This is a genomic window from Metabacillus niabensis (assembly GCF_902829255.1).
GTDB lineage: Bacteria > Bacillota > Bacilli > Bacillales > Bacillaceae > Metabacillus > Metabacillus niabensis.
Window position 1 is genome coordinate 87,149 of sequence record NZ_CADEPK010000012.1, and the last position, 26,901, is coordinate 114,049.

General features: G+C 35.6%; 37 protein-coding genes. 26 read left to right on the forward strand and 11 right to left on the reverse strand.

The window, feature by feature from the left end:
• Window positions 1–110: 110 nt before the first annotated feature.
• Entirely contained in the window at window positions 111–1,652 is a 1,542-nt protein-coding gene (locus tag HU235_RS03095; protein ID WP_174879309.1) for a methyl-accepting chemotaxis protein, read from the reverse strand.
• Between the two features lie 210 nt (window positions 1,653–1,862).
• On the opposite strand from HU235_RS03095, the gene HU235_RS03100 reads away from it, so the two are divergent.
• The 3 genes from HU235_RS03100 (at window position 1,863) to HU235_RS03110 (ending at window position 5,376) form a co-directional block, all read left to right on the forward strand.
• A complete protein-coding gene (locus HU235_RS03100; protein WP_174879310.1) occupies window positions 1,863–3,833 on the forward strand; it encodes a DUF2207 domain-containing protein in 1,971 nt (656 codons plus the stop codon).
• Window positions 3,834–3,956: 123 nt separating this feature from the next.
• Window positions 3,957–4,523, forward strand: a complete 567-nt coding sequence (locus HU235_RS03105; RefSeq protein ID WP_174879311.1) for a sigma-70 family RNA polymerase sigma factor — start codon at window positions 3,957–3,959, stop codon at window positions 4,521–4,523.
• Complete coding sequence (locus HU235_RS03110) at window positions 4,483–5,376, forward strand: LCP family glycopolymer transferase (RefSeq protein WP_174879312.1); 894 nt, start codon at window positions 4,483–4,485, stop codon at window positions 5,374–5,376. Before HU235_RS03105 ends, HU235_RS03110 begins: the two co-directional genes overlap by 41 nt.
• Before the next feature lie 53 nt (window positions 5,377–5,429).
• Here HU235_RS03110 and HU235_RS03115 read toward each other — a convergent pair whose 3' ends face one another.
• Both HU235_RS03115 and HU235_RS03120 read right to left on the reverse strand, forming a co-directional pair.
• Window positions 5,430–5,648, reverse strand: a complete 219-nt coding sequence (locus HU235_RS03115) for a DUF2922 domain-containing protein (protein WP_095299553.1) — start codon at window positions 5,646–5,648, stop codon at window positions 5,430–5,432.
• Between the two features lie 35 nt (window positions 5,649–5,683).
• Window positions 5,684–5,902 (reverse strand): DUF1659 domain-containing protein, encoded by a 219-nt coding sequence (locus tag HU235_RS03120; RefSeq protein WP_095299554.1) that lies wholly within the window; start codon window positions 5,900–5,902, stop codon window positions 5,684–5,686.
• Window positions 5,903–6,017: 115 nt separating this feature from the next.
• On the opposite strand from HU235_RS03120, the gene HU235_RS03125 reads away from it, so the two are divergent.
• Entirely contained in the window at window positions 6,018–6,236 is a 219-nt protein-coding gene (locus tag HU235_RS03125; RefSeq protein WP_095299555.1) for a hypothetical protein, read from the forward strand.
• Window positions 6,237–6,458: 222 nt separating this feature from the next.
• Here HU235_RS03125 and HU235_RS03130 read toward each other — a convergent pair whose 3' ends face one another.
• Window positions 6,459–7,367: a LysR family transcriptional regulator gene (locus HU235_RS03130; protein WP_095299556.1), complete on the reverse strand. Its 909-nt coding sequence runs from the start codon at window positions 7,365–7,367 to the stop codon at window positions 6,459–6,461.
• A gap of 143 nt (window positions 7,368–7,510) precedes the next feature.
• Between HU235_RS03130 and HU235_RS03135 the strand changes: the two genes are divergently transcribed.
• Window positions 7,511–8,530 (forward strand): alpha/beta fold hydrolase, encoded by a 1,020-nt coding sequence (locus tag HU235_RS03135; RefSeq protein WP_095299557.1) that lies wholly within the window; start codon window positions 7,511–7,513, stop codon window positions 8,528–8,530.
• A 160-nt stretch (window positions 8,531–8,690) separates the two neighbouring features.
• Here the strand turns inward: HU235_RS03135 and HU235_RS03140 are convergent, their stop codons facing one another.
• A complete protein-coding gene (locus HU235_RS03140) occupies window positions 8,691–9,377 on the reverse strand; it encodes a MerR family DNA-binding transcriptional regulator (RefSeq protein WP_145581186.1) in 687 nt (228 codons plus the stop codon).
• Between the two features lie 150 nt (window positions 9,378–9,527).
• Between HU235_RS03140 and HU235_RS03145 the strand changes: the two genes are divergently transcribed.
• The 4 genes from HU235_RS03145 (at window position 9,528) to HU235_RS03160 (ending at window position 12,253) form a co-directional block, all read left to right on the forward strand.
• Window positions 9,528–10,025: a DUF6022 family protein gene (locus HU235_RS03145; protein WP_233452120.1), complete on the forward strand. Its 498-nt coding sequence runs from the start codon at window positions 9,528–9,530 to the stop codon at window positions 10,023–10,025.
• 181 nt (window positions 10,026–10,206) lie between these two features.
• Complete coding sequence (locus HU235_RS03150; protein ID WP_174879313.1) at window positions 10,207–11,094, forward strand: Vgb family protein; 888 nt, start codon at window positions 10,207–10,209, stop codon at window positions 11,092–11,094.
• Between the two features lie 24 nt (window positions 11,095–11,118).
• Window positions 11,119–11,772, forward strand: a complete 654-nt coding sequence (locus tag HU235_RS03155; RefSeq protein ID WP_174879314.1) for a Vat family streptogramin A O-acetyltransferase — start codon at window positions 11,119–11,121, stop codon at window positions 11,770–11,772.
• Between the two features lie 46 nt (window positions 11,773–11,818).
• Window positions 11,819–12,253, forward strand: coding sequence for a DoxX family protein (locus HU235_RS03160; RefSeq protein WP_174879315.1), 435 nt, complete (start codon window positions 11,819–11,821; stop codon window positions 12,251–12,253).
• A 380-nt stretch (window positions 12,254–12,633) separates the two neighbouring features.
• Here HU235_RS03160 and HU235_RS03165 read toward each other — a convergent pair whose 3' ends face one another.
• From HU235_RS03165 to HU235_RS03175, 3 genes are read right to left on the reverse strand one after another with little or no spacing between them, the layout of a single operon-like run.
• The gene (locus HU235_RS03165; protein ID WP_174879316.1) at window positions 12,634–12,903 is read right to left on the reverse strand and encodes a hypothetical protein; all 270 of its coding nucleotides are present in this window, start codon (window positions 12,901–12,903) and stop codon (window positions 12,634–12,636) included.
• Between the two features lies 1 nt (window position 12,904).
• A complete protein-coding gene (locus HU235_RS03170; RefSeq protein WP_174879317.1) occupies window positions 12,905–13,294 on the reverse strand; it encodes an SHOCT-like domain-containing protein in 390 nt (129 codons plus the stop codon).
• A gap of 1 nt (window position 13,295) precedes the next feature.
• The gene (locus tag HU235_RS03175) at window positions 13,296–13,670 is read right to left on the reverse strand and encodes a DUF2089 domain-containing protein (protein ID WP_095299563.1); all 375 of its coding nucleotides are present in this window, start codon (window positions 13,668–13,670) and stop codon (window positions 13,296–13,298) included.
• Window positions 13,671–13,998: 328 nt separating this feature from the next.
• Here HU235_RS03175 and HU235_RS03180 point away from each other — a divergent pair, with 328 nt between their 5' ends.
• From HU235_RS03180 to HU235_RS03190, 3 genes are all read left to right on the forward strand, one after another.
• A complete protein-coding gene (locus tag HU235_RS03180; RefSeq protein ID WP_174879318.1) occupies window positions 13,999–14,811 on the forward strand; it encodes a helix-turn-helix domain-containing protein in 813 nt (270 codons plus the stop codon).
• Between the two features lie 218 nt (window positions 14,812–15,029).
• On the forward strand, window positions 15,030–15,233 hold the full coding sequence (locus HU235_RS03185) for a methionine aminopeptidase (RefSeq protein WP_174879319.1): 204 nt from the start codon (window positions 15,030–15,032) through the stop codon (window positions 15,231–15,233).
• A 160-nt stretch (window positions 15,234–15,393) separates the two neighbouring features.
• On the forward strand, window positions 15,394–15,717 hold the full coding sequence (locus tag HU235_RS03190; RefSeq protein ID WP_174879320.1) for a hypothetical protein: 324 nt from the start codon (window positions 15,394–15,396) through the stop codon (window positions 15,715–15,717).
• Window positions 15,718–15,766: 49 nt separating this feature from the next.
• On the opposite strand, the gene HU235_RS03195 is transcribed toward HU235_RS03190, so the two are convergent.
• Entirely contained in the window at window positions 15,767–16,081 is a 315-nt protein-coding gene (locus HU235_RS03195) for an MGMT family protein (RefSeq protein ID WP_095299622.1), read from the reverse strand.
• A 25-nt stretch (window positions 16,082–16,106) separates the two neighbouring features.
• Complete coding sequence (locus tag HU235_RS03200) at window positions 16,107–16,403, reverse strand: hypothetical protein (RefSeq protein ID WP_174879321.1); 297 nt, start codon at window positions 16,401–16,403, stop codon at window positions 16,107–16,109.
• Window positions 16,404–16,784: 381 nt separating this feature from the next.
• On the opposite strand from HU235_RS03200, the gene HU235_RS03205 reads away from it, so the two are divergent.
• From HU235_RS03205 to HU235_RS03255, 11 genes are all read left to right on the forward strand, one after another.
• Window positions 16,785–17,210 carry a nuclear transport factor 2 family protein gene (locus HU235_RS03205; protein WP_307190637.1) on the forward strand — a complete coding sequence of 142 codons (426 nt, stop codon included), beginning with the start codon at window positions 16,785–16,787 and terminating at the stop codon, window positions 17,208–17,210.
• 291 nt (window positions 17,211–17,501) lie between these two features.
• Window positions 17,502–18,017 carry a nucleotidyltransferase domain-containing protein gene (locus HU235_RS03210; RefSeq protein ID WP_307190638.1) on the forward strand — a complete coding sequence of 172 codons (516 nt, stop codon included), beginning with the start codon at window positions 17,502–17,504 and terminating at the stop codon, window positions 18,015–18,017.
• Window positions 18,018–18,366: 349 nt separating this feature from the next.
• Window positions 18,367–18,921 (forward strand): histidine phosphatase family protein, encoded by a 555-nt coding sequence (locus HU235_RS03215; RefSeq protein ID WP_174879322.1) that lies wholly within the window; start codon window positions 18,367–18,369, stop codon window positions 18,919–18,921.
• A 93-nt stretch (window positions 18,922–19,014) separates the two neighbouring features.
• Window positions 19,015–19,818, forward strand: coding sequence for a class I SAM-dependent methyltransferase (locus tag HU235_RS03220; protein WP_174879323.1), 804 nt, complete (start codon window positions 19,015–19,017; stop codon window positions 19,816–19,818).
• Between the two features lie 67 nt (window positions 19,819–19,885).
• Entirely contained in the window at window positions 19,886–20,248 is a 363-nt protein-coding gene (locus HU235_RS03225) for a hypothetical protein (protein WP_174879324.1), read from the forward strand.
• Between the two features lie 60 nt (window positions 20,249–20,308).
• Window positions 20,309–20,716 carry a GNAT family N-acetyltransferase gene (locus HU235_RS03230; RefSeq protein ID WP_174879325.1) on the forward strand — a complete coding sequence of 136 codons (408 nt, stop codon included), beginning with the start codon at window positions 20,309–20,311 and terminating at the stop codon, window positions 20,714–20,716.
• Window positions 20,717–20,960: 244 nt separating this feature from the next.
• Entirely contained in the window at window positions 20,961–21,362 is a 402-nt protein-coding gene (locus HU235_RS03235) for a YvaD family protein (RefSeq protein WP_174879326.1), read from the forward strand.
• Between the two features lie 20 nt (window positions 21,363–21,382).
• Entirely contained in the window at window positions 21,383–22,141 is a 759-nt protein-coding gene (locus tag HU235_RS03240; protein ID WP_174879327.1) for a GNAT family N-acetyltransferase, read from the forward strand.
• Between the two features lie 158 nt (window positions 22,142–22,299).
• The gene (locus HU235_RS03245; RefSeq protein WP_233452121.1) at window positions 22,300–22,764 is read left to right on the forward strand and encodes a hypothetical protein; all 465 of its coding nucleotides are present in this window, start codon (window positions 22,300–22,302) and stop codon (window positions 22,762–22,764) included.
• A 38-nt stretch (window positions 22,765–22,802) separates the two neighbouring features.
• A complete protein-coding gene (locus HU235_RS03250) occupies window positions 22,803–23,489 on the forward strand; it encodes an MBL fold metallo-hydrolase (protein WP_174879328.1) in 687 nt (228 codons plus the stop codon).
• Window positions 23,490–23,594: 105 nt separating this feature from the next.
• Complete coding sequence (locus HU235_RS03255; RefSeq protein ID WP_174879329.1) at window positions 23,595–24,137, forward strand: hypothetical protein; 543 nt, start codon at window positions 23,595–23,597, stop codon at window positions 24,135–24,137.
• A 125-nt stretch (window positions 24,138–24,262) separates the two neighbouring features.
• Here HU235_RS03255 and HU235_RS03260 read toward each other — a convergent pair whose 3' ends face one another.
• Complete coding sequence (locus HU235_RS03260; RefSeq protein WP_174879330.1) at window positions 24,263–24,733, reverse strand: DinB family protein; 471 nt, start codon at window positions 24,731–24,733, stop codon at window positions 24,263–24,265.
• A gap of 305 nt (window positions 24,734–25,038) precedes the next feature.
• Here HU235_RS03260 and HU235_RS03265 point away from each other — a divergent pair, with 305 nt between their 5' ends.
• The 3 genes from HU235_RS03265 to HU235_RS03275 all read left to right on the forward strand — a co-directional run bounded on the left by HU235_RS03265 (window position 25,039) and on the right by HU235_RS03275 (window position 26,799).
• Window positions 25,039–25,212, forward strand: coding sequence for a hypothetical protein (locus HU235_RS03265; RefSeq protein WP_170944291.1), 174 nt, complete (start codon window positions 25,039–25,041; stop codon window positions 25,210–25,212).
• A gap of 165 nt (window positions 25,213–25,377) precedes the next feature.
• On the forward strand, window positions 25,378–26,109 hold the full coding sequence (locus HU235_RS03270; protein ID WP_174879331.1) for a class I SAM-dependent methyltransferase: 732 nt from the start codon (window positions 25,378–25,380) through the stop codon (window positions 26,107–26,109).
• Window positions 26,110–26,256: 147 nt separating this feature from the next.
• Window positions 26,257–26,799 (forward strand): GNAT family N-acetyltransferase, encoded by a 543-nt coding sequence (locus tag HU235_RS03275; protein WP_174879332.1) that lies wholly within the window; start codon window positions 26,257–26,259, stop codon window positions 26,797–26,799.
• Window positions 26,800–26,901: the final 102 nt, after the last annotated feature.

Here is a 26,901-nt window from a genome sequence, read left to right on the forward strand (position 1 = left end):
TTAGCAGGAGCATCTTTTCAATTACTATTCAAGTATTTATCCAAACCAGTCCATTTGGTCTTAATAAGTGGACTGGTTTGATACTTTAAAGAGAAAGCTTGTAAACGACTCTACTGCTCTACTTGCAATTTTGTGATAACCGCTTCTAATTCCTCGATAACTTGACTTAAATCAAAGACAGCCTTCATCGTTTTTTCTGTTTGCTGATGCTGTTTCTCAGTCGTATGTTGAGCGTGCTGTGTACTTTGGACTGATTTTTCTGTAACTGATGCCATATCGACCATAGAAGAATTGACTGTTTCAGATGATAAGCTTAACTTATCAGCAAGCGTAGAAATCTCACCTATTTGAGTTGCAACTGAATTCGATGACTCAAAGATTTGGTTAAAAACACGATTCGAATCTTGAATTAACGCCAAACCAGACTTTGCGTTAGATTTCACTCGTTCCATTGCGGTAACAGATTTATTTGCCTCGACAAGATTTTGTTTTACTAAGGCAGCGATATGCTTCGATGATTCTGCTGATTGTTCTGCAAGCTTGCGAACTTCATTTGCAACAACTGAGAAGCCTTTTCCATACTCCCCAGCACGAGCAGCCTCAATTGATGCGTTCAATGCTAATAAATTCGTTTGATCCGATATCGTTGAAATGACTTCAATAATATGTTCAATATCCTGTGAGCTATTATGTAATGTTGTAATTGTATGAAATGACTCCTCAACTGATTGATTTATTTCAGTGATTTGTTTAGACAAATCTAAAACTAATTTGGAACCTTTATTAGCTTGTTCAGCAGATATGTTGGCTTTTTCTGTAGCAATTTGTGCATTTTGACTAACCGTTTGAATCCCTGATGAAATAGAAGAAATAATGGCAACATTCTTTTCAACTGAATGCTTTTGTGTTTCAAATCCACTAGCTACTTGAGAAATGGCCTCTGAAAGCTGTGAGCTCGCATGAAACGTAGATTGGGCATCGTTCTTTAAAAGCTGTGAAAGCTGTGTAAGCTGCTTTGAAGTCGAAGATAGACTCGTCACAATCTCCTCAATGATTTTCCCTCTTTGCTCTCTTTGCTGAATCATTAAAGCATCTTCGATTGATTTCGTTGAAACGACCTGCCACCCAACAGCACTTGACGTTAAAAGTAAAAAGCAAGCATGGATAATTAACATAAAAAATGAATAGCTATGTACACCAAAAACAACCTCAGGAAAAATGAAGAATCCAAGCAAATGCTGAAGTGTGAAAATGGTTGTCATCAAGGTGAGTAATCGAATATTTTGATAGTATCCAAGTGCAGCAACAACCATAAAAATACTGAAATGAAACTCGACTCTACCCCCTCCACCTGAGATGATGGCAATGCTACCAAATGTTAATGCAAGTGTAAGAAGGTAGGGAATAGCTTGATGAGATGGTTTTTTCTTATATAGTCCGAAGCTTGCTAGGACTAATAAGATTGGAATAAATAGTAATAGATTTAAAAGCAGACTGAAGCTCTTTTCAATTTCATAGGATGTAACACTATGCTCCATTACATGTCCATGGTCAAATAAATGATAAAAACGACCTAAAATATTAACGATAATAACTAAAATAATGACTAAACTTGTAATGAGTAGCATAAGCTTGTTTTTCTTGTTTATCATTTTCTTCACACTCTCAGTCTTTTAAATTAAAAACGGGATAAATTTCTAGTACATTATACCTTTTTATTTAATGAAATTTCAACTGAATGGAAAATTATAGTCTGTTATACCTATTATTAGGTGCTTTATATCATCCTTTAGTACCGAGACGTTCCAATAGATTGTAAGTTAGACTAAAAGGGATACTATTACAGATAATGGGGAGAGACAGTGAAACAAATTTATAGATTCATTGGTTTATTGTTCATCATCATCTTAACAGGGTGTCAAAATGATAACTCTTTTAAGATTGACAAAGTAGATGTTCAGGCTCAAGTTCTTCCTGACGGTGATTTATATGTTCAGGAGATTTTCACCTATAACGTTAAGGGAGAGATGGAATATGCTGAACGAGGCTTAGAACTACTAGGTCATGAAGGTGTAGAGTTTTTTGAAAGCTATCTTCCACCTCAAGGAAAAAGGCTAGGGGAATTCTCTTATGAAAATCTAGAGCGAGTAAATGTTGACTATAGTAATAAATATAGCTCTTATTTTTCGGAGCTTAATGCTGAGGATGAAGTGAAGCGAATTTATTATCGGTATCGAATAAATGAAGCAGCGAAAAAATATCAAGATACTGCGGAATTAGAATGGAACTTTTTCACCTTCAATGAAGCGGATCTGCACAATGTTACCATTGAAGTTCTCTTCATGCCACATAGCTATCAAGGGAAAGAAATCGAAATGTTTTCTTATAATCGAAATGGTGGAGAATTTACTGAACAAAAAGGATATTCAATTACATATAAAACCGATTTGATTTCAGAAGATGATACGTTGACACAGTATTATTTATTTCCAGCTAATCATTTATCTGAAATGAGTGTAAAAGACTCCTCGACAACAAGGGAAGAGCGATTAAAAGATGCGATTGCACGTGAAGAGAATTATCAGCTTCGTGAGTCGAGATTTGAACTCGTTGCAAAGGTATTATCGCACGTACAATGGGTGCTTATTGGACTCGTTCTTTTGTCCCTGCTGAAAGCTCATATATTAATAGCAAAATGGAAGGCACGTTCTATACCACTGTCTGAAATTGAGAGCTGGAGCCCTGTTTTCCAGATTTATGTTTACCGAAAAGGGGAAATTAAGCTTCATGATTTTCTTGCAGGTGTATTTTCGATCTACCAGAAGGGATTTCTTAGTATCAAAAAGGTTCCAGCTAGTTATCGGTTCCAGAAAGTAGAAAATGCTCCGAAGATTACATTGCTTTTTAGTTATACAGGTAAACGAAGGGCGTTAAAGGATGCGGATTTATTCCTGTTAAGATGGCTGTTTCGTCACCATCCTGATGGGACTCAGGGGCTTATTTTAGACAGTATTGCTGAGCCATCGAAGAAGGAAAAAAACCAAAAGGGATATAAACGTAAATTACGTAGACTATTAAGTGAAGTAAAGGATTGGAAAAAGGCAATTGAAAAAGAGTTTCAAGTAGAATTTAGTATAAAGGAAAATCGCTTGCTAAAGGTGTTTAGTGTAGCGCTCGTTATCGTTCATCTCATTCTCGTGTTATCGATGTTTATTGCTGATGCGAAATCGTGGCTAACTATTTGTCTATCGGCCGTTTGCTTCATAATAGGAGCCTTTCTCGTTTGGAAGTACTCGTTAAAAAAGCGAGCTGCATGTTTTTATTTTATTGGAAGCTTTTTTTTCGCAGCGCAAAGTCACGATGATACTAGTATTGTCACGCATTTTAACCTTGTTATTTTATCGATTTTACTCATCATCTTAACGCCAAGAGTAAAGCTATCAAAGGAAATGATTATTAAGCGTGAAGCAGTGAAGAGATGGAGAAGGATTCTGAAATACGGTGGGATTCCGACAGAAAAAAGACAGCAAAGCTTCATGACATACGTACAGACTGCGATTGTCCTAGGTGTCGGAAAGCAATTTATTTCCAGGTTTAAAAGGAAATTTCCTCATGAACGAGTCGACGATATTGTGTTATTTGATAAAGAGATAATGAATATGATTGAATCTGTCATAAAGCCACTTAAGCACATAACAGAGAAAAAGGTTTCACCTCAAAAGAAAAACTCGAAACGGACCAGCAGTTCATCTGGCGGTGATACTGGTGGTGGTGATTGGCCCTTTGATTTCGGAGGTGGAAGCGACGGTGGTGGAGATGGAGGGGGAGATTAAAACCTATCCTCTTCCATTTAGGAGTGTTACTTTTATTTAAGTAGCACTCTTTTTTTGCGGAAAATGTAACCAAATGACAAATGTACCGTCTAAAGGATAGCTTGTTAAATGGGGGTGAGTATGTTGAACAGTAAAAAGGATTTTGTTGATGAACAGTTTCTACGGGAGATTATGGAGTTACATGGAACGGCATTATTGAAGCTCGTATATTCCTATGTGAAAAATTGGTCATCAGCTGAGGATATTGTCCAAGAAACATTTATTACATTTTCCCAGAAATATGATCAATTCGAAGGGAAATCAACGTTAAAGACATGGCTCTTTCAAATAGGTGTTAATAAATCAAAAGATTTTCTCCGAAGCCCGAAAAATAAATTATATCAATTCACTTTAGGAAAAATATCGGCATTTAGTAAGGAAAAAGGTGCTGAGGAACGTGTAATCGAAAAGGATGATTCTTATTTAATAGCAAACTGCCTATTTAAGCTGCCTTTAAATTATAGAGAAGTATTAAATCTATTTTATTACGAGGAATTATCAATTAAAGAGATAGCAGAGGTTTTATCCATTAGTGAATCTAACGTGAAGATCCGCTTAAGTCGCGGGAGAGAAAAGTTCAGGCATGTGTACATAAAGGAGGTAATGGAACATGGAGGAAAAGTTGACCAAATTAAAGGACTCATTGGATAAAACCATCTATAAAGATATAAAGTTTGAACAAAGGATGCAGGAGCGGACGATCGATAAGGTATACAATAAAAGGAAAAGAAAAAACTATACACCTCTAGTTGCCTCATTATTAGCTGTTGCGGTTGCTCTAATATTGTTTTTTAATGTTTCAGAGTCATTCGATAAAAGAAATTTGGCAAGTGTAGGAATTGGTGAGGAAACCGAGGAAGCCAGTGAAAAACAAAGTGTTAATTATTTATTTGTTACACATATTGAGGAAAGTGGCCCAAGCATCATTTTAATGAATCTGAATAAAGAAACTGGTAGTGCCAAATATATAACAATTCCTAAAAATCTTTATATAAATGATAAGTATTATGAACAACCGATGACAAAGGAAGCAGTTGAAGAAGCATTTGCAATAAAGGTATCAAAGGTTGTAGATGTTGACCCTAATATGCTTGGAAGCTATATTGAAAAAAATAATGGAATCGAGATAATCAACGAGTTTGATTTTAAGCAAGGTGGGAGTGAATTTAAGGAAGGGAAAATGAGATTAACAGAAGCAGAACAGCTAGTTGATTATATGAATATGAGAAAGTCCGACCCTATGGGTGGTATTGGCCGTAATAACCGTATTGCATCAGTAATGGAAGAGCTGTTTCGTCATGATGAGTTGTTATTAGATGTACTCAATCAAAGCAAACTTAGTGACTTTGATAAGGTATTACAATCAGCTCAAGGTTTTATAAATGTTGATGAAATTCAATTTGAATACCAATTTTTAGAACAGGAAAATGATAATTTTGTTCGGGGAATATTAACGGATGAAAGCCAATCCGTATTTAGAGAAACATTTGGAGGAGAAGAATAATGCTTAAATAAGGGACAGTCCCCAATACCTTTCTGGGGACTGTCCCTATTATTTTACATAAGAGTAATGTCTGTTACATTACGGTCAATGATTCTTGCGCCTTTTTTCGTAGCAAAATCTCCTTCGTTTGAAACGAAGATGTTTGCAGCAAGAATCGAATCCATTGCCGCATTAAGTGTAGCTTTGTCAACTGGTTCGATAGGTGAATCAATGCTGATTTTGACTGTTTTCCCTGCACTATTTAAAAATTGAAGTTCCAGCGTTTTAGCCAAATTTCTCCCTCCTTTTGCTTGTTAGGTTTTCCTCCTTACGCATTGATTTGGTTTGTATCATTTCGCTCTACGTAAAGAAGTGCTTCTGTTTGCAAGCTTGCGATCGCCCGTGCCGCCTGTAGAAATTGGTCTGGTGTTGCAGATGCTTTCACATTGCTGTAGCTTTTCCGTTTCGTTTTCGCTTTTCCGTTTTCATCTAATCCCATGTCAAAAACAAGGCTTAGCTGAGTTTCAAGTAATGTTTCAACCGCCATTTCCCTCACCACCTTTCATCCTTTATATACAGGGGAAGCAGAGGTGGAGTAGCGTCAAAAATAAAAAAGATTAACCTGATTTTTTGGAATAAACATGTAAAGAGGGGGAGACGTTATGCTAGCTCATCATTTGACCAATATTGTTCTGTGGAAGCTTCTAGATATCGTTGGTGATTTTCTCATTCTCTTTATCGTCATTCTTATTGCCGAGTGGTATGCAGTGAAGAAGCAGTACAATTTATTTGAAAGGGCCTGGTTACTCACTGTTGCAGTGTTAATGGTACTGATCATTTTTTTATGGGGCACATTTGGAAGGCTGCTTATTTGGCTTTAAAGTAATAATTTTGTATACATAAATCAAAATGGATTAGTTGTTATTTGTTAAAGTTATTGAACTACGTTTACGCCAATCCCTTAATATAGGGTGCGTATATAGAGGAGCATGAGTAAGGCTCTTAGTTGTCACACTAATATGCCTTACTACTATAGGTGAATTTCCTGATAGAAAGTACCAATTAGAAAACCTCAGAAGTTAGGGGAATATTCGTAAAATAGACTAAACGGTTTTATTCTCCTCTTCTATAGCCATCACCTCTCTTGCTGCCTCAATAAAAGATAAGATGATAGGTGAAAGCCATTTGTCTTTATGCCATGCCATCTGTGTATATACGTGTAAATTGGGAATTTGCCATGGAAGAGCAACAAGTTCACCTCGTTTCACTTCTGCTTCCACTGTTATTTCAGGAAGAAAGGCAATACCGATTCCTGTAATTGCACATTGTTTAATGGCTTCGGCATTTTGAAATTCTAAATAAGTAATACTATCAATACCCTTTTTCTCAAATGATCGGTCAAACATGGTTCGATAGGTACAACCCTTTTCATTAACAAGGAACACTTCTTCGTGAAAATCTTCATGCTGGAGTACAGTTCGTTTCGCAAGATGATGATCTGGTGAGACGAAAAAGCGGAAGGTTTCTTCTAGCAAAGGTTCTACTGTAAGTCCTGTTGAGAGAATGGACTCGTCTAGCATAAAAACGACATCCGCAGTACCCTCGAATAGCGTTTGCTTGAGTTGCTGATTAGGAACAGAGCGGAAGATGAGACGAACTTTCGGGTAACGCGAACGAAAAAGCTGAAAGACAGCTGGAAGCCGATAGGCGCATAGAACCTCGTTGGCACTTATCGTTAAGGTGCCGCTTAGACTTTCAGTGTCATGAACGACACTGCGAGCTTCATCCAATTTGTCTAGGACACTTTGAATATGAGTTAAGAAGCGTTTACCAGCAGTCGTGAGAACGAGCTGCTTGCCTAATCGGTCAAAGAGACGAACACCAAGCTCTTCCTCCAATGCTTTTATTTGCATTGTGACGTTGGAGGGGACGTAATTTAGCACTTCCGCTGCCCGACTGAAATTTAAAGTTGATGCAACCGTACGGAATGTAATCAGTTGGCGCAATTCCATCATACTACCCCCATTTTTCTTTCAATATTTTTGAATACTACTTTGAATTTTGTTCACTTTAATTGAGGTTATCACAGCTTTATACTAACAACAAGAAGTACATTCTAAATGTTTGTGTTTCATTTGAAGGGAGCGACAAGACAATGGAATATGAGATTTTTAATTTAGGTGACGTAACATTGCAATCAGGGGTGACGTTACCGAATGCTTTTCTTGCTTATAAGACTTATGGAAAGCTGAATGAAAAGAAAGATAATGTCATCATCTATCCAACTGCTTTTGGGGACCAGCATGTTCAGAATGAATGGTTGATCGGAAACGGTATGGCACTTGATCCGAGTAAATATTTCATTATCGTTCCAAATCTGCTAGGGAACGGATTATCTTCGTCTCCTAGTAACACGCCTCCGCCATTTGACAATGCTAATTTTCCTCAGGTAACCATCTATGATAACGTTAAATTCCAGTATCGGCTGGTGACCGAAAAATTCGGTATTCAAAAGATTGCCCTCGTGGTTGGATGGTCAATGGGAGCCATACAATCATTCCAATGGGGGGCAAGCTATCCCGACATGGTGGAACGAATCGCCCCTTTCTGCGGAGGTGCAAAGACTTGGCCACAAACGTATGTGGTCTTGAACGGAATGAAAGCTGCCCTCATGGCTGCAGTTGGTTTCGAGTCAAATAAACTAAACAAGTTGACTTCTGCAGACATGCGCGCTGTTGGCAATGTCTATGCGGGATGGGGAGTATCGCAAGCGTTTTACAGAGAGGAACTTTATCGTGAAATGGGATATGACTCATTAGAAGGTTTTGTAGCTGGGGTCTGGGAAGATAGCTTTATGAAGATGAATCCGCACAATGTCCTGGCAATGTTATGGACAGGTCAAAATGCAAATATTAGTGCAAACCCCGCTTATCATGGTGATTTCGATGCGGCACTTAAAACGATTAAAGCAATTACCTGCATCATGCCAGGGAGCACAGATTTATTCTGTACAGTAGACGATAACAAATACGAAGCTAAGCTTATCCCCAATGCAGTTTGTCATCCTATTGAATCGATCTGGGGTCATTTTGCTGGTCGCGGAATCAACATTGTCGATAATAAATTTATTGATGACAACTTAAAACATTTGTTGGCGCTTAGTGCAAATGGCTAGAGCGTAATTAGTTAATGTTGCGGCAGGAAATGTCAGAGTAGATAAAGATAACAAAAGGTAATGGCTTTACATTAGCTAAAAACGCCAATCCTGTAATAAAGGGTGGCGTTTTTGCATACATGCTAAAGGTACGAACAATATCATAGAAAAAACTATATATTCAATAAAGGTTTAATATTTCGGTCAATTTATATAGAGAAAATATTCCTTTAAGCTGTTTCTGGTTACGATTATTCAAATGGTTTTGAATAGCATCTATTACAGTTCTAACTTCTTCAAGATCATGGTGGTTTAATTCCTTAATCTCCTTTTTTAGTTGAATGACCTCATATGAATAAACTGCGTTCTGAGTTATTTTCATTAATAATACTTTTATGAGCTGGAATGGGTCAAATAGGCGATAGTTATTAAGTTCTCCTCTTTTGGACGTAATAAATCCTTCCTTTTCCCAATATCGAATAGTCGAAGGAGGAATATTTGTCTGAAGGGACAGTTCTCCTATAGACATAGAGTGTTCATAATTCAAGTTTTCCAGGTGTTTATTTACGCGATCAATAATCATTTTGTCTTCATAATTTGCTACTTGGGCATTATTTAGTATCCAAAGAGCAGCGTCTAGTTCTTTTTGTTGCAACTTTTTTAAAACAGCTGATGTTATATCCATTCCAAACCCAGGAGACATCGCTACGATACATTCAAAATATGCTATATGTTCCTTTGTATATATTCTATAACCCGTGGATGACCGTTCAGGTTTCGGAACAATTCCTCTATCTTCATAGCTTCTTAAAGTGCTTGTACTAATATTTAATTTTTTTGCAATATCTATAGGTCTTATTTTCTTCAATGAAGCCACTCCCCAATTTATCAACTGTAGCAATATGTAAAGTTTATCAAATTAGGTGTTGCAAAATCACCCATATTTTCCAAGAACTTTATATTTGGCTTTAATGTTGTAAGCTTGATTTATAGGATGAAAAAATAAGGAGGGATTCATTTGACAACAGTAAATATTCAACCGGAAATGACAATCGATGAGTTAGGAGAAATGCTATCTACTTATATAAAAGAATATTGGATAGAAGTATTGAACAGGAATATCAAAGAGCTTGAACAGCTATTTCCGAAATATGAAGATGCAACATATGGCATGTATTTAGATAAACTTATTCCACCCATTTGGAAACGATTAAAAGAAAATGGTTTTCGATCTATAGAAAAAACGAAAGAAGATGACTTTGTTATTGGTGAGTGTCTACATTTTAGAAATTCGATGGAAAAGGCTAAGTGGGGCACACCTCATCATGAAAAACGCGTTTTTTGGATTGTGATTGAAAATCAACATAAAGAAAAGATAGGAACTCTACTGTTTGAGTTATCTCATTCACATCTTGAGTTTAACTTGCCAGCTCCGCCAAGGTTCCTCCCTTTAGAAGAAAGTAAGCGAGAAGAAATCATTAAAAAAATTATTCAACTAGAAGAGAACTTGTCATAATCAAAAAGTCTACTTACTTAAGTGACCAATATAATAAATGATTACAATAATAGAAATCAAAAAGAAATGATGCAAAAACTATTTCCTAGGGTGACTTATGAGTGATAACAAATTTCATTGACAGGAATCCAATTATTCTCGAAAGAATTATTAAAACAAATTCTATATAGGGAGGATTTCCATGACTGTAAAAATAGAAGAATACGAACTTTTAAACATAGATTCAGGGCCTTACGGAATAACCACAGGAAAAGATGGAACGCTTTTGTTTACACAGCATAAAGCCAATCAAATTGGTCGAATAACAGTTAATGGAGAAGTCACTCATTTTGCTGTTCCGACTTCTAATGCAGGTGTGATGTCTATAATCTCCACAACAAAGGGGGATGTATGGTTTACGGAAAATAAGGCTAATAAAATTGGAAAACTAACAGCAGCAGGTGAAGTGATTGAATATGTCTTGCCGCACCCAAATTCAGCACCTTTTGGAATAACGGAAGGGCACAATGGAGACATTTGGTTTACGGAAATGAATGGAAATAGAATTGGACGGATATTGCGTTCAGGTGAAATGATTGAATATGATTTACTGAATCCTAGTGCCTATCCATCCTTTATTGTTGCTGGGCCAGATGATGCGATTTGGTTTACTGAGAATCAAAGTAATCAAATTGGACGGATTACACCTTTTGGTGAGATAACAAATTATCTTTTGCCTACAAAGCATGCTGGTCCTGTAGGTATTACATGTGGACCTGACGACGCCATCTGGTTCGTAGAAATTAACGGAAATAAAATCGGCAGAATTACTCCTTCGGGAACGATAAGTGAGTATACCATCCCTACTGCTAATGCTCGCCCTCATGCAATCATAACAGGTCCTGATCGTGCTTTATGGTTTACGGAATGGGGAAGTAATCAAATTGGTCGAATGACAATGACAGGTGAATTTACAGAATATGAAATTCCTACACAAAATGCTGAGCCGCATGGAATTGTATTAGGACCCGATGATGCGATTTGGTTTGCTGAGGAATGCAATAAGATAGGTAGGCTAAGTATATTATAAAAATCATGAAAGGATGTAGATGCTATGGAATCAAATAAGCAGCATGGGCCAAATCATAACGAAAAATATCCGATTAAAGGAAATGATGCTGTACAATTTATTAAAAATACAATTACAAGACCAAACATTATTGTGGGTGATTACACATATTACGATGCAAGAAATGGTGAATCCTTTGAAGACCAAGTGTTATACCACTACGAATTTTTCGGTGACCAACTTGTCATAGGGAAGTTTTGTGCTATCGCACCTGGGGTAACGTTTGTTATGAATGGAGCTAATCATAGAATGGATGGTTTTTCTACGTACCCATTCAATATTTTCGGGCACGGTTGGGAGAACTATACGCCAACGTTAGAACAGCTACCATTTAAAGGTGATACAATAATTGGAAATGATGTTTGGATTGGAATGGATACTGTCATTATGCCCGGAATAAAAATAGGGGATGGTGCAATTATAGCAGCTAAATCAGTTATTACAAATGATGTAGAGCCTTACACGATCGTCGGTGGGAATCCTGGAAGGAAAATAAAAAAACGTTTTCCAGAAGAAATTGTTACCGAATTGCTAGAAATTAAATGGTGGGATTTCGACATCGAGATTATTTCTGCGCATATTGATGTGATCGTGAATGGAGATATAAAGAATTTAAGACATTTAAAAAATAATCTATGACAAGTAGTAAAATACTTCCAAGGTTTTAATATGAGGAGGAATACGAATGGCTCCGTTTATTCTATTGATTGTGTCATTCTTAATTTTTCGCTTGAGCGGTTTTCTTGGATTGTCTTATTTTGCTGACTGGGAAACTTCTTTACGATTTGCTGTTGCTCTAATGTTTATATTTACTGCAACGGCACATTGGGGAAAAAGACGTCCGGATCTTATTAAAATGGTCCCTCCATCTCTGTCAAATCCTGATTTCATCGTGACCATTACAGGGATATTCGAAATCGTAGGCGCCTTAGGTTTATTAATTCCCATCACTTCAACGATTGCTTCATTTGGTTTGGCACTCTTACTTATTGTAATGTTCCCAGCTAATATTCGCGCTGCACGAAAAGGGATCACCATTGGTGGAAGACCAAGCACTTCTCTTTTGCCACGAACGATTTTACAAATACTTTTTTTGATCGCTGTTATTTTGGCTGGATAAGTATTTCATAGGAAGGTTAAAGTGGAACGGTATTCTGATGGGGATTGAAATTTTGATGTTGAAAATACTAAAATTCAACATCAAAAAGCTATTGATGAATTTGTGCTCGTTCTCAGAGATTCTGCATTGATTCTTCATCTTAGTAAAGATGATGTTTAATCAAAATAAAGTTAGAAACACCTTTGAAGAATTGAAGGGTTTTAATATCTAAAATCAAAGTAAATTACCTTGTACTAACACGTACGGTAACAAAAAAGGATTATTGTCATTTCTGATGTTTTCCAGATTGTACAGTAAGGATGACAATAAACCATCAAGCATAGTGAACCATACCACCTGCAGAAAAAAAGCACAATTCCAATGCACAGAGGAATTGTGCTTTATAACTTAATAGTAACTTCTGTTCCATCTTTAAAGCTTGTTTCAAGCAACAGGAGACCTTTTTCCTTTGAAAGTTCCTTTAGCAAGAGCTTTAAATCATCCCAATTTATATAAGGGATTTGAAAATTCTTCTTTCCCTTTTGAATTGCACGATTTACAAGCACAAGGATTTTCTTTGAAGTGAGGATTCTAAGGGAAAAATGTAAAAAGGCATACGGGACTAGAATAATAAATCGTCTGGCTTTCACTTTAATTTTTATCTTTATCATTTTACTCAATAACAACCAGTACTTTGTCACCGTTTGCTGAGGTAATATCGACAATTTGTCCGTCCAATTCATTATCAATAGCTTCAATTAAAAGTTCAACATCTAAATCCTTTATATATTTCTCAGATTCAGGAAATTTTTCAGCGATATTTGTTCCGACCTTTAAAACAGCTTTTATGAGTTTTATTGGCAGATTAACATTAACATTGTCACCATCTTCTGAAGTAACACGGATTTTTAGCATTTTATTTAAGTAGGAACTAGAGGTTTGTTTATTTAGATTGACTTGATTACCGTTTTCTTGCAGTGCATTGATTAATTCAGCAGCCTTTTCTTTATCCAGCTTTCCTTCTTCAACCATTGTTAATATTCTTGAAATTTCCTCACTCATTTTAGGATTCCTCCCCATTTAATATCTTAATTGCTTCTTCGGCTGTTATTTCACCTTTCTCCAGCAGCAAAATTACTTTTTTACGATCAATTTTTTCAACCTTCTTAGTGGTAGGAAATCCTAGAGATGAGATGATGTCGTCTAATTTTCCACGAACGGTAGGATACGATATACCAAGTTCCTTTTCCACTTCTTTAATATTTCCACGGCACTTTAGAAAGGTTTCAATAAAACTAAGCTGTTCCTTGTTAAGCCTTGCAAATTTTGAGAGTTCAAATTCATTTTCAATTGTAGTATGACAATGAGTGCACTGTAGCTTTGTGATTTTTAATTGCTTACTACAAACAGGGCACTCTGAAATAAGAGGATACGCCATATTTCCCTCCTTTAGTATTTATAATTCAATCTTACATAAAGAGGTTGAAAAAGTAAATAGATAGATTAAAGAAATAAAAAAATATTCCAAAATATATTAAATAATTTAATTTACGAATTAATAAAATGAATACTAACCTTGCGATTGAATTAATTTCTAAGGAGAAGTCTCACACTATTCGCGTTCATTTCTAAAAAAAATTAAAAAAAATTAAAAAAATTTTGTCCGTGACGCTACCCGACGGTCACTACATCCCTATATATGAAATGACAGAGGTTTTTCGAAGTATGGACAACCTTTGAGAATCTTTTTAAGGGAGAGTAGAATCATGGAAAAACTTACTTTCGAAACAATTAAAACATATCAATCGTTCGAAAGCACAGAAGAGATGGATAAGGCTGTACGTGGATTTTTATATAAGCATAAATGGGAATTATCAGAAGGAGATTTAAAGGTGCTGCAACAAATTTGGCGACATTCTGTTAAAGTCATTGGCGTTTCCTTTGCGAAATATGAGTATATTGCTGAGCAGGCAAATGTAAGTCGCCGAACAGCAATGCGTGCTGTGAAGAAGTTTGTTGAGAAGGGGCTCATTAAAAAAATTCCTACTGCAAGAATGAACGGGAAGCAAGGGGTGAATATCCTTATTATTCAGCCTTTTGCATCAATTGATTCGTTAAAAACTGATGTGTCACCGCATGCTGTCACTCCAGCTGACACTCCTAATAAAACAGAGAAAAAGCAAGACTCACTCTGTGAGAAAGATCTAAAACCTAATAACGTTAAGAAAGAGATCGAGCCAACGGTTGAACAGTTAGATACGAGCTTTTTACCAGATACAGTTAATCCTCTATTTGTCAATGCAGCAAAACCATTTTTCTCTGCAATGGATATTTATCACCTTTGGAAACGAGTCATCCTTGTCTATAACAAAATGAAATTGCAAAAGGAGCTTGAAGATGTTATCGATCAGGTCATTTATGCATTTAAACAAACGGTATTTGCGAAAAAGCTCGGGTCTATTAAGTCATCGTTTGCAGGTTACTTTTACGGTGTGTTGTATTCCGTACTAGTTGTTGAAAAACGGAAGGAAATGAAAGGAAAATACTATGATTTCTTGGATGAACAGTACGAAGTATAGCATATCCCTTTTAAAGGACTTTTCAGCGACATTAGGAATTTGAAAACTCATTTAAAAGCAATGTGTGCTAATGTAAAAACCTATTAGGCAGCGAAGTATGAGGAGTAATTTTTACTAAATGTGAAGGATACATCTTAAGTATTTCTTAAAATAAGTTTTTGTATTCCAATCACCTTGTCCTCACTCTTTGAATACAATGTATGAAAAAGGTGATGATAATGAAGCTATTAACATTTTTAGCGAATTGGTATGATGCAAATCGGAAAAAGCATATAGAAAAAATGCGACTTGAGGGGAAATGTCCAATTTGTAAAGGCGTTGGCTTTGAAACGATTACTACCACATATATAGGACACACAGTTGAATGTCATTCATGCAATGGAACTGGTTTGTACACAGAATGGGAAAAATCGAACGTTTAACACTTCTGCTATGCAAACCTTCTGACAGAAATTGTGTTGGAAGGTTTTTTATTTAGCTTGGTTGTAAAAAAAGAAAAAAATAATGCTAGCGATACATATTAATGTTTTCCGTGGAGAAAATAAACGTGATTAAAAACTAATTTGAAAGGAAGGATTCACTTTGAATCGAAAATGGCTTCTTACGCTTGCGTCGATTATGATGTCTTTTATGGTAGCGGTCGGCTGTAATAATAATGAACCTGATCCGGCTCCAGCACCAGATGATGTATTAGAGGATGATAATAACAATAACAATAACAATGGTAACAATGGGGATACAACACCAGATACAAATGGTAATAACAATGATGGAGACAATACAGTACCTGGTGTTGATGAAAACGACACAATCAATAAAGATGATGAAAATGATGGGAATAGAGATCCAGAAGATGTCATTGAAGATCCACAAGATATGGGTGACGAAAATAGAAAGGATCAATAAAAAAGGTTCTTTGAAGGAAAAGTCCTCCGAAAAGAGGGCTTTTTCTTAATTACAATTCGGCAGGAATAAATTGGTATAATTTCAAATCAATTCGGTTATTTAAACCAATGATAATTCCTTCATCGGTCAGAAAGGTATATTGGGCATGGAACGCCTCAGGATCCTTCAGCGCAATTTCCCCCTTTGAATTCACAACTCTATGCCAAGGCAATTGGTGTTTTTCACTCATTGAATGAAGGATTCTTACAACCTGTCGGGCGCCTCTAGGACTTCCTGCTAGCCTTGCAATTTGTCCGTACGTCATGACAGTTCCAGGAGGAATATGTTTGATAATTCGTACTACGCGTTCTGTAAAGGGAAGCATTTCGAAACCTCTTTCATTAAAGCGATTAAGATGATACATTACCTTCAGTATTCATGGCAATTGCTTGTTTCTTATCCTGCGCAGTAGCAACGCGGAAAATCATTTCTAATTTAATTTCGTCCTCTTGAATACCGTGTGCATTACAAACACTTAATTGAAACTGTTTGTTATATTCAATCATCATCATAAGATCATTAATATCCGCAACACCAAAAACCTCTTTAACGACATCCTCATATTTTAACTCTTTACCAGTAGCGATTCTTTTTATCCCTGCTTCAGGGTTTTCCAAACAGTAAATCGTATCAGCATCTAAATTCATCCTTAACACCCTTTCCTTTTCCTAGTTAATCGAATGAAATTAGTTGCTTTCATTCGGCTTTTCTAAATACTATGGGGATTATTCATGAAGAAATGTGGAAATGAAGAGCCTTATTACTTTCATCCTATAAAATAGAGAAGATTCTTAAAATGTGGTGTTTTTCTTACAACATTCTATTCTATTATAGCATAGAAAAAGCTAGAACGCCTGAGTGGAAAATAATGGTGTTTTTCGATTGGTCATAAATAGTTTAAATTACCTAGTTGCATAGTTGGAGGAAATACGTTTAATATAACAGTCTTATTTTTTTACTGAGGTATTGTTCTTAAATTATTTGATCGTATTATCAATTCTTACATATAAAGGGGATTTATCTGTTCTGTGGAATATATATTTCATAATCTATTTTGGGGTGATGATTTTATGGATAGTGAACAGCGTAAAAAAATCATTGAAAAGTATCTTGAGTCTTACAATTCGTTTCATATCGAGCAAATGATAAAGCTTCTAGATAAAGAGATTGTATTTAGAAATTATTCCAATGGTGAATTGACTGCAGAAACAAAAGGTATAGATGAATTTAGAACGTTAGCTGAAAAGTCTGCGAAGGTTTTTTCTAATCGGCATCAGACAATGATCGATTATCAAGAAATCGATGACAGAGTAAAGATACAAATTGAGTATGAGGCAACCCTTGCAATGGATTTGCCAAACGGATTAAACCGTGGTGATAAGCTACAATTAAAAGGAACATCAATCTTTCGTTTTCATGATGGGAAGCTCTTATTGATTGAAGATTTTAGCTGAACTGTTGAAAAATGTTCGTTATGATAGAAAAAAAGCATTTTTATTTGGTTACAATCATTAGGAGATAGAGGTGAATGAATTGGGGAGTTACATAAAATAAGTCCTCTTGAAGCAGCACATCAATTTATCGATAAGTATTTTCCAAAATGTCAAGGAGCTTTATTAGCCGGGAGTGTTATTCGTGGTGAAGGAACAGAAACATCTGATCTTGACCTTGTTATTTTCGATCAAAGCGTTCGTTCATCTTATCGAGAGTCGTTACTAGATTTCGGCTGGGCTATTGAAGTCTTTGTGCATAATCTTACCTCATACCAACAATTTTTCGAAGATGACTGTAGGCGGGCAAGGCCATCCTTACCAACTATGGTATCAGAAGGAATAATTCTAAAGGATGATGGTGTAGTTGAATGCATTAAAAAGGAAGCGAAAAAGCTTTTAGTCAAAGGTCCAGAAGAATGGTCTCTTGAAACGATCAATACAAAGCGATATTTTATAACTGATGCACTTGAAGATTTTATCGGTTGTTCTAATCGTGGAGAGGAAATATTTATTGCCAATACACTTGCAGAGCTAGCAAGTGAATTCGTACTTAGAACAAATCGTAAATGGATGGGTGCATCGAAATGGACGGTTCGCTCGTTAAGAAAATATGATGAAGAATTCACAAAACAATTGATCGAGGCCTTTGATCGTTTTTACCGAACTGGCAGCAAAACGGCAGTAATTCAATTAGTAGATCATATTTTACAGCCCTATGGCGGACGGTTATTTGATGGTTTTTCTTTAGGGAAAAGCAATTTGGAGTAAAAGCGATATTTTTGAAATAGAAATGTATGGAATATTCAAGTTGAAAATGAGATAATCAACTTGAAGGAGCTGGTAATTATGGAACTTATTGTCGGTGTTTTATCTGTTATAAGTGACTTCTTATCGACATTGGCACTTTCAGTTAGTCATTTTTTTCGGGAAAAATATGACGCCTATAAAGCATCAAGATGAGGACTAATCGCTTTGATTAGTCCCTTTTTTGTATATAGCTTTTCTTTCGATTAAATCTAGCAAAAATAGAGTTACTTTTTTTGTAAATTTTCTTGGGTAGCTATGTTGATAGATAGGATAACGAGAACAAATAATTATTGCGTATTGGAGTGGAAAAATGAATAGACAAGAAAAAGTCATATATTTGATCCGTCATTGTGAGGCTAAGGGGCAAGAGCCTGAAGCGGCTTTAACAAATAATGGTTTAATGCAAGCGAAGGAGCTTGCACAATTTTTCTTAGATAAACCGATCAATTGTATCATATCAAGTCCATATACAAGAGCATTAAACTCGATAAAACCATTAGCAGAACAGCTAGGACGTACGATTCAAGTAGACGACCGGCTATCTGAAAGGATTCTATGTAAGGCACCAAATGAAAACTGGTTGGAAATGCTAAAGGCAACATTTGCGGATTTGGAGCTTACGTATGAAGGTGGAGAATCAAGTAAGGATGCGATGAATCGAGGTATTCATGTTATTAAGGAGTATTTACAAAAGGATGCAGAACATATAGCGATTGTTACTCATGGCAATTTAATGTCGTTAATCTTACACTCCTTTGATCAACGATTTGGATTTAATGAGTGGCGTCAGCTGACAAATCCCGATGTATATAAATTAACAGTTTTAGGGCATTCAGTTTATGTTGAGAGGATATGGGAGGCTTAAGAATAAGATTATTTATTTTACATTTTGGCAGCGCTTAAATGATCGTAGATAAAATGCTGAAATTTATATTGGAAAACAATTTTAGGAACCTATATGAGGAATCTAATAAACTACTATAGTCAATTTGATGAATGGGGCAGGCTTGACAGGGAGCCTATCGAATTTCAAGTAAATTGGTTTTACATAAAAAAATACTTACCAAAAATAGGGGAAATAATAGATATCGGGGCAGGACCAGGGAAATATTCAATTGAATTAGCTAAAGAAGGCTATGATGTGACACTTGTTGACCTGACACCTAAATTAGTTGAACAAGCAAAAAAGAAAGCGGAAGAGCTAGCGATAAACGATAAACTCAAAGATTTTCTTGTCGCAGATGCAAGGGAGCTAAATATGGTAGCGAGTGACCAGTTTAATGCTTCCCTAATGCTTGGCCCAATGTACCATTTACAGGATGAAGGTGACCGGGTAAAAGCGATCAAAGAGTTAAATAGAGTTACAAAAAAAGGAGGAATTATATTTGTTGCGTTTATGCCAAGAATCAGGCATATTTTTACGTCACTTTTATCACCTGAGAAATGGAAGCCAAATGATAGCATGGATGCAATAAATGATTTTTCGAAAACCGGTTGCTTCAATCATTTAGACGAAGGACGATTTACAGGTGCATACTATTTTAATATTGATGAAATGAAACCGTTTATGGAGGAGAACGGCTTTGAAACTCTTGAGCTATTAGGCTCAAATGTAGGGGCAATTTTGCATGAAGATAGCTGGGATTATTGGAAGGATAAAGGAGAAGAAGAAAAAATCATTCAATTCATTATGGAGCATGCAACAGATCCCTATATTCTGGGGGTTTCTAGTCATTTACTTTATATTGGGAGGAAAAAGTGAAAGTATCGTCTCTTATTCGATAAAATAGATAATTTCACTTAAGATGATTAAATAGTAGGAGAGAATCATGAAAATAATTGTTATATTGCTTATTTTAATGATTTTAGTTGCATGTAATGACGATGAACTTTCCCGCAAAACTCTTTTAACTACCGCGGAAGCTTCATGGGGATATGAATTTGTTCAAGTGGATAACAAAATTTACCGATTAACCAATAGTGAGGTTCATAAAAATGATGTCGGTGAATTTATTGGAGAGGTTACTAGAAATATAGTTGATGGTGATACAGACCCTGAACTCAATGTAGAGAATGGTGATTCAAATTCATTAAATCCTGGAACAAAGTTATATAGAAACATTGAAGGTGAACAGTCGATTATATATGAAAAGAACAAAACATTTTTTAAGGCAACTATGACTAAATGGTAGGGCATTAGTAATTTTGATACATGGTGGTAGCTTGTCATAAATGCAGAAGGAAGTGTATGGATGGTAGAAATAAAAGTGGAACATATCCATCCTCAATTACGGGAGCTTTTATCGTTCGCAACCTCAAAACAAAAGGTTGAAGGGATATACCAAACATATATTCAAACAGATGGTAGAAGGTTATATGGATTTATGTTAGAAGAGGATGTTATAGGCTGTATTGGAATTGAATTGCTAGGTCAAAATCGTTGTGAAATAAAGCATCTTGCTGTAATGCCGAATCATCGGGGGAAAGGAATAGGAAGCAAAATGATTCGGTATATCAAAGATGTACATGCTTTATCTGTTATATTTGCAGTGACCGATATAGAAGCTGTGAATTTTTATGAAAAGTGTGGATTTAAAATAACAAGCCTAGGTGAAAAGTACCCAGGGATAGTGCGTTTCAGATGTATTTTAAAGGTTTGATAGAAATCGAATCCGCCGGCGGAATGTATATATTAAAGGGAAATATTTAGATTGAATCATGTTTGTTTTAACAATAGATGAAATTATCGAACGAAACAAAGAAGTGTTGCTAGATTCTAGTAACAGGTAAATACAGGTATAGTGATTTTTTTCAAATGTCAGCTCCTCTAAATCTATTATTTGAAACTTTTTCCTTTTATTAACGTAATCTAGTAATGTCATTTATTTAGAAGAGGTGGATTTTTTGAAAACATTAAAAGTATTTTTTTGGATAACAGATGTAGGTTTTATCCTATATTGGTTCATTACATTATTACATATTATTCCTGACTCCTATCTTTTCAAAGATTATAACAATCCGATATTAAGTGCTTGGAATTGGTCATTCCTGCCATTAGATATCTTCATTTCAATAACTGGACTTACTAGTCTCTATTTTTATAAAAAAGGAAATCCAAATTGGAGTAAGATGGCACTGATTTCCTTGATTCTGACTTCCTGTTCCGGATTACAGGCGATATCGTTTTGGGCAATAAGGGGTGATTTTGATCCTTCATGGTGGATACCAAATCTTTATTTGCTAATCTATCCATTGTTTTTTATTCCGAAATTTTTTAAGCTTGACGATCGTTCATTAGGTTCCTGAATAATGGAGGAGAGAAAAAGGTGAGAACAATTGAAATGGTCCAAATTGTTGAAGAGAATATGGCTGAGGCAGGATGCTATTGTCTGCGGAGTAAGCCAAATTCAACAGGTTACATAAATAAGAACAAATGGCTTGTTGAGCGATTTAACGAAGGCTTAAAGTATGTAAAAATCATGGAGAATAACAAGCCAGCAGGGTTTATTGAATATGCGCCAATTGAATATTGTTCACGTGCAGTCTATGGGGAAAATTATCTCGTTATTCACTGCTTATGGGTAAATATTACGGGAAAAGGCTATGCTACAAAGCTGATTGAACAATGTATACAAGAGGCAAAGGAACGAAATAAAGCTGGTGTAATCGTCGTTACGAATCCTGACACCTCGTGGACACCTAGTAAGGAAATTTTTATGAAAAATAACTTTATTAAGGTTGATGAGGCACCATATGGATTTGAATTACTAGTTTATAAGCTAAAACATGCAGTTTCGCCATATTTCCCGAATAATTGGGATGAGCGACTTGAATCATTTAACGATTTAACAATCGTGCGTACACCGCAATGCCCATTTATCGATATTTCCACAGACAATATTGTGAAAGCAGCAAATCATTTAGGAATATCTTTAGAAATCATTGATTTAAAAACGAGAGAAGAATTACTGCGCATTTCCCCTACTCCATATGGTGTTTACGGAGTTATTTACAAGAATAAGTTAATTTCCTTTCATAGACTGACCGTTCACTCTGCAATGAAACGATTAAAGGAGCTAGTCTAATGGAACTTCATTTAAACGTATCTCAATGTAAAGCAGGTACGTTTTTTTATGTGAAAAATAGCGGTTCTCTACTTCAATATTAGATGAAGCAAAAAAATTGAGAAAAATAGGTAACGCAAGTGAAAGTAATTCGTCTATATTGAAAAGGAGGAATATGGATGAAATGGAATTTATTAAGCATCTTCGTTTTGCTTGGAACGTTGATAATGGGATGTTCAAATAATGGCTTATCAGGGGAAGAACCGCCGAAAGCAACGATACAAATTGCGAATAAAAGCTATCCTACAACACTTGGATCCTATTGTTGGCATTCAAAAGGGGAAGGTATATGTGTTGATACAGCTGGAACAGTCGACTTATTAGAGGGGAAAAAGCCGATTGAAGTAAAAGCGGGGGAACAGATAACGTTCGAAATGGATTATGAGCCAAAGCCAAATGAAATCCACGTTTCCAAAATATACAATAATAAAGAAACTGAAGTTCAGGCTGAAAATAACCGTTTTTCTGCACCTATGGAAAAAGGCATATATTATTATTCATATGCGATAGGTTGGATGGATGAAAAGCAGGAAAACGTATCAAATGGAGATGCCGTGTATGCATTTGTTATAGAGGTTAAGTAGGGAGATTAAACAAATCTCGTGAGTGAGGAGCGAGGGAAATGAAAATAATAGAGCTACCAATTAAATTTGAGTTTAATAGCCAAAAAAATTATCTTTATCCTAGTCTAATTATCGACAATAATGAATTAACCCTTGTAGATACAGGATATTCAAATTTTCTATCGTTAATAGAAAATGAAATCATAAAAAATCGTTATGAAATGAAGGATTTAAAAAATATCATTATTACACACTATGATGATGATCATATAGGTTCTTTATATGATTTTAAAGAGAAATATCCTTGGATAACTATAATAGCTAGTAAGGTGGAAGCCAAATACATTAGTGGAGAAATAAAGTCAGAGAGACTCGTTCAAGCTGAAGAAATACTTGAAAAAATGCCTGATGAAGAAATTGAGTTCGGCAAGCTTTTTATCCAGCAGTTAAAAAACTTGAAGCATGTTCCAATCGATGTAAAGGTACGTGATGGTGATATGATTTTAGATAACAAATGTAAAGTAATCGCTACCCCAGGGCATACATCTGGGCATATTTCATTATATTTCCCAAGCTTACATAGTGTTATAACAGGTGATGCCGCTGTGAATGAAAATCAAAAATTAATCATTGCTAACCCACATTTTTGTTTAGATATTGAGACTGCAGAAAAGTCTTTGGATAAAATTAAAAATCTTAAAGCAGATACCTACTATTGTTATCATGGTGGGAAATTTTCTTTATAAAATAAGAGCAAGATGAAAAAGTGGAAAGAAGTTTATTCATACTTTGTCGTAATAAAATATACGTTCATTTCCAAATGCTGTATAATTCGCATAGGGAGTGATTATATGCTAGTAAAGATGAATCGTCAAGATTATGAATTATTAACACGTGTTGACCTTAGCAAAGGATGCTTTGAACCTCTTATTAATGTGTATAAAGCTAGAATGAAAGAGGAAACCAGTATTCCTATTTCCGAAATGAAAGAACAGTTTTACAAGCAACTAACCGAAGGGCAGCAAGCATTATTTATGTTTTATGTGTATTATCATCATGTCAGTAAATCAATTCCTGAGTTTTATTGGTGGAGCGCATATTTTATGGCTCAGCCGAAAAGTTGGTCAGCACTTAAAGCTAGTATAAAGTATTTTGATGATGATTCGTTCGTTTCATTGCTTGATAAAATTGAATTAGTACTAAAACGACATGATCACCCAGCTACATTAGAAGACTTTGCGATTACCCGTGAGCATCTGAATTTTAATAAAGAGCTCCAGGAATCAATCAATTCGTTATATGACGAGTTCATAAAAATTGCCCCGATGACTATTTGCAATATAAATAAGTATATTGAAAATAACCTTCAACAATTTGTTGAAATAAACAATTAGATAATTGATATTTAATTGAGGGGTGAAGATAAATAACTTCACCCTTTTACGATTGCTTGCACTTATAACCATGGCATTCGATTAGAAAAAGATGTACACCATTGTGAAAGTACCTATAAATAGAATTAGTCCCAGATGCGAATTCTTGGAACTCCTGCTGTTCTTAAGTAATCGAGTAACTGACCTGTATGGACTGATTCATGATAGGCAATACGTAGGAGCATGTCACCTAAATCTCTTATGTATCCTGAGTCAGAGCGGTCAATTTTTATCGTTTGTAAATCTTCTTCAGAGTATGACTGAACTGTGTCGATGAACTTAGCTCGATAAGGGTCTGCAAACTCCAATTCAGCATGAACTGTAGTAAATGGTCTGTTTTCAAAAGGGGAATTGAAGGCAGATAAACTCCCTCTATTTAAAAGGGCAAGATGGTAATAATGTTCACTTTCAAGTACATGTCGAATCATTTCAATACAGCTCATAGCTTCAGCATCAGGCTTCCAATGGAGCTTATCCTCATGGATAGATGTCCAAACCTTTATGCTTCTTCTTCTAACTTCATTAAAATTTAAAATAATTAAATCAATAGAATTCAAAGAACTCCCTCCTTTACTCGCTTATGAATATTATACACGAATATATGTTCGTTTCAATGTACTGTTGGGAAAATTTTCATACCCTTTTTAGAGCGCTCTATTAAATTTGAGTGTTGATTTCGTGAACGTCTGTGTGTCTCCCGTTGACACACTTCTCTAAGCAGAGGTCTCATGTCCTTCGCTTCAATCAATAAAAGCCATTGAAAAAGCTAATAATCAGCTTACATCTTTCCGTAATGTTCCATTTAAAGCAGGAATGTACAGAAAAATCGTTGAATTAATATAGTAAAAAAGGAGAAAAAACGTTGAAAAAAAGATTAACGATGCTTTTTCTTTTACTAAGCGTTGTCATCCAAACGGTTGGCTTAGCTATTGATTTTCCGTGGGAAGGAATCATTATTTGGTCATTATCGGTCATTTGTATCCTTGCTGCAGCGTATTTTACAAAATATTTGCCAACGGGAAAATCTGATAAATGAATTTTAGCTTATTTAATCCACGACTAGTGACATCTTGAGAACGGAAAAAGTGCATAAATAATTTGATTGGGGTGTAGGAAGTGGTTAGAAGAAGATAGATAGCCTCCTAAATAGAATATTAGATTGTTTTTAGGAGGCTATTTTACTTATAGGAGATGGATGAAGATGAAGCAAAATAAATATGATGATATTCAGTTTTTTTCAGAATATGAAAAAATGCCCCGCTCAGTTAAGGGACTTGAGGCTGCTGGTGAATGGCATGTTCTTAAAGCACTGCTGCCTAAGCTGAAAAATAAAAGTGTACTTGATTTAGGCTGTGGCTTCGGCTGGCATTGTAGGTACGCAAGGGAGCAACAAGCAAGCTCTGTTATCGGAGTTGATATTTCTGAAAAGATGCTACAAAAGGCACGTGAGAAAACGGATGATCCAGCGATTTCATATATTCAAATGCCGATAGAGGAAATAGACTTTTCAAACGGTCAATTTGATATCGTGCTCAGTTCGTTAGCTTTTCATTACATTCGGTCTTTTAGGGAAGTCTGCAAAAAGGTATATGATAGTCTAAAGCCTGAAGGTTCTTTTGTTTTTTCAGTAGAGCATCCAATTTTCACGTCACGAGATGAGCAAGACTGGTATTATGATGACAAAGGGAACAGATTGCATTGGGCAGTTGACCATTATCAATCAGAAGGAATTCGTGAAACAACATTTCTAACGAATAACGTCATAAAATATCACCGGACGATTTCAACTTATTTAAATGACGTAATGAAGGCTGGTTTTACGATTAGTGCTGTTGAAGAACCGATCCCTTCTGAGGAAATGCTAAACACGATACCTGACATGAAAGATGAACTTCGCAGACCTATGTTTTTAATGATTTCGGCAAAAAAGTAAAATGCAAGGCTAGATTGCTTTTCTTAGAAAAGAACGAAAATGGCGGCGGAGGATCCGTTGCCTTTTCTTACTATTGAGAGAAATAGATAAATATAAGACTTGCTGAGGATAAAGATATAAAACAATTAATAAGAATGGGGATAAAGGATGAATTTGATATTAGAAACTGAACGTTTAATTTTACAGCCTTTTAAAGAAGAAGATGCAATTAGAATTCGAGATTTAGCAAACGACAAAGTATTGGCGGATATCATCGGTCTTCCACATCCTTACGAATTAAAACATGCTAAGGAATGGATATCAATTCAACCAAAGCAAATAAACGAAGGGGACGAATACCCTTTAAAAATCGTTTGCAAGGAATTAAATGAAATAATCGGCACGATTACGTTAAGGGTTGATAAACATCATAATAAAGGTGAGCTCGGGTATTGGCTTGGGAAAGATTATTGGGGAAAAGGGTTTGCGACGGAAGCGGTAAAGAAGATAATCGAATTTGGATTTAACTTGAGCTTAAACAAAATTTGCGCATCAGCGATAACAAGAAACAACGCATCGAAAAAAGTATTAAAGAAGGCAGGCTTACAAAAGGAAGGAACATTAAGGCAAAATAAACGTTTGCAAAATACGTACGAGGATGTTGATGTGTATGGTCTTCTGCAAAACGAGTATAAACGTTGCAAGGCATAGTTAACAAACAGAAGGAGTTTACGTACAAGAATTCACAAAAAAAGATCTTCCTAGGTGGGAAGATCATCCGGTAAATTTCTTATTTAATAAATATAATAAGCT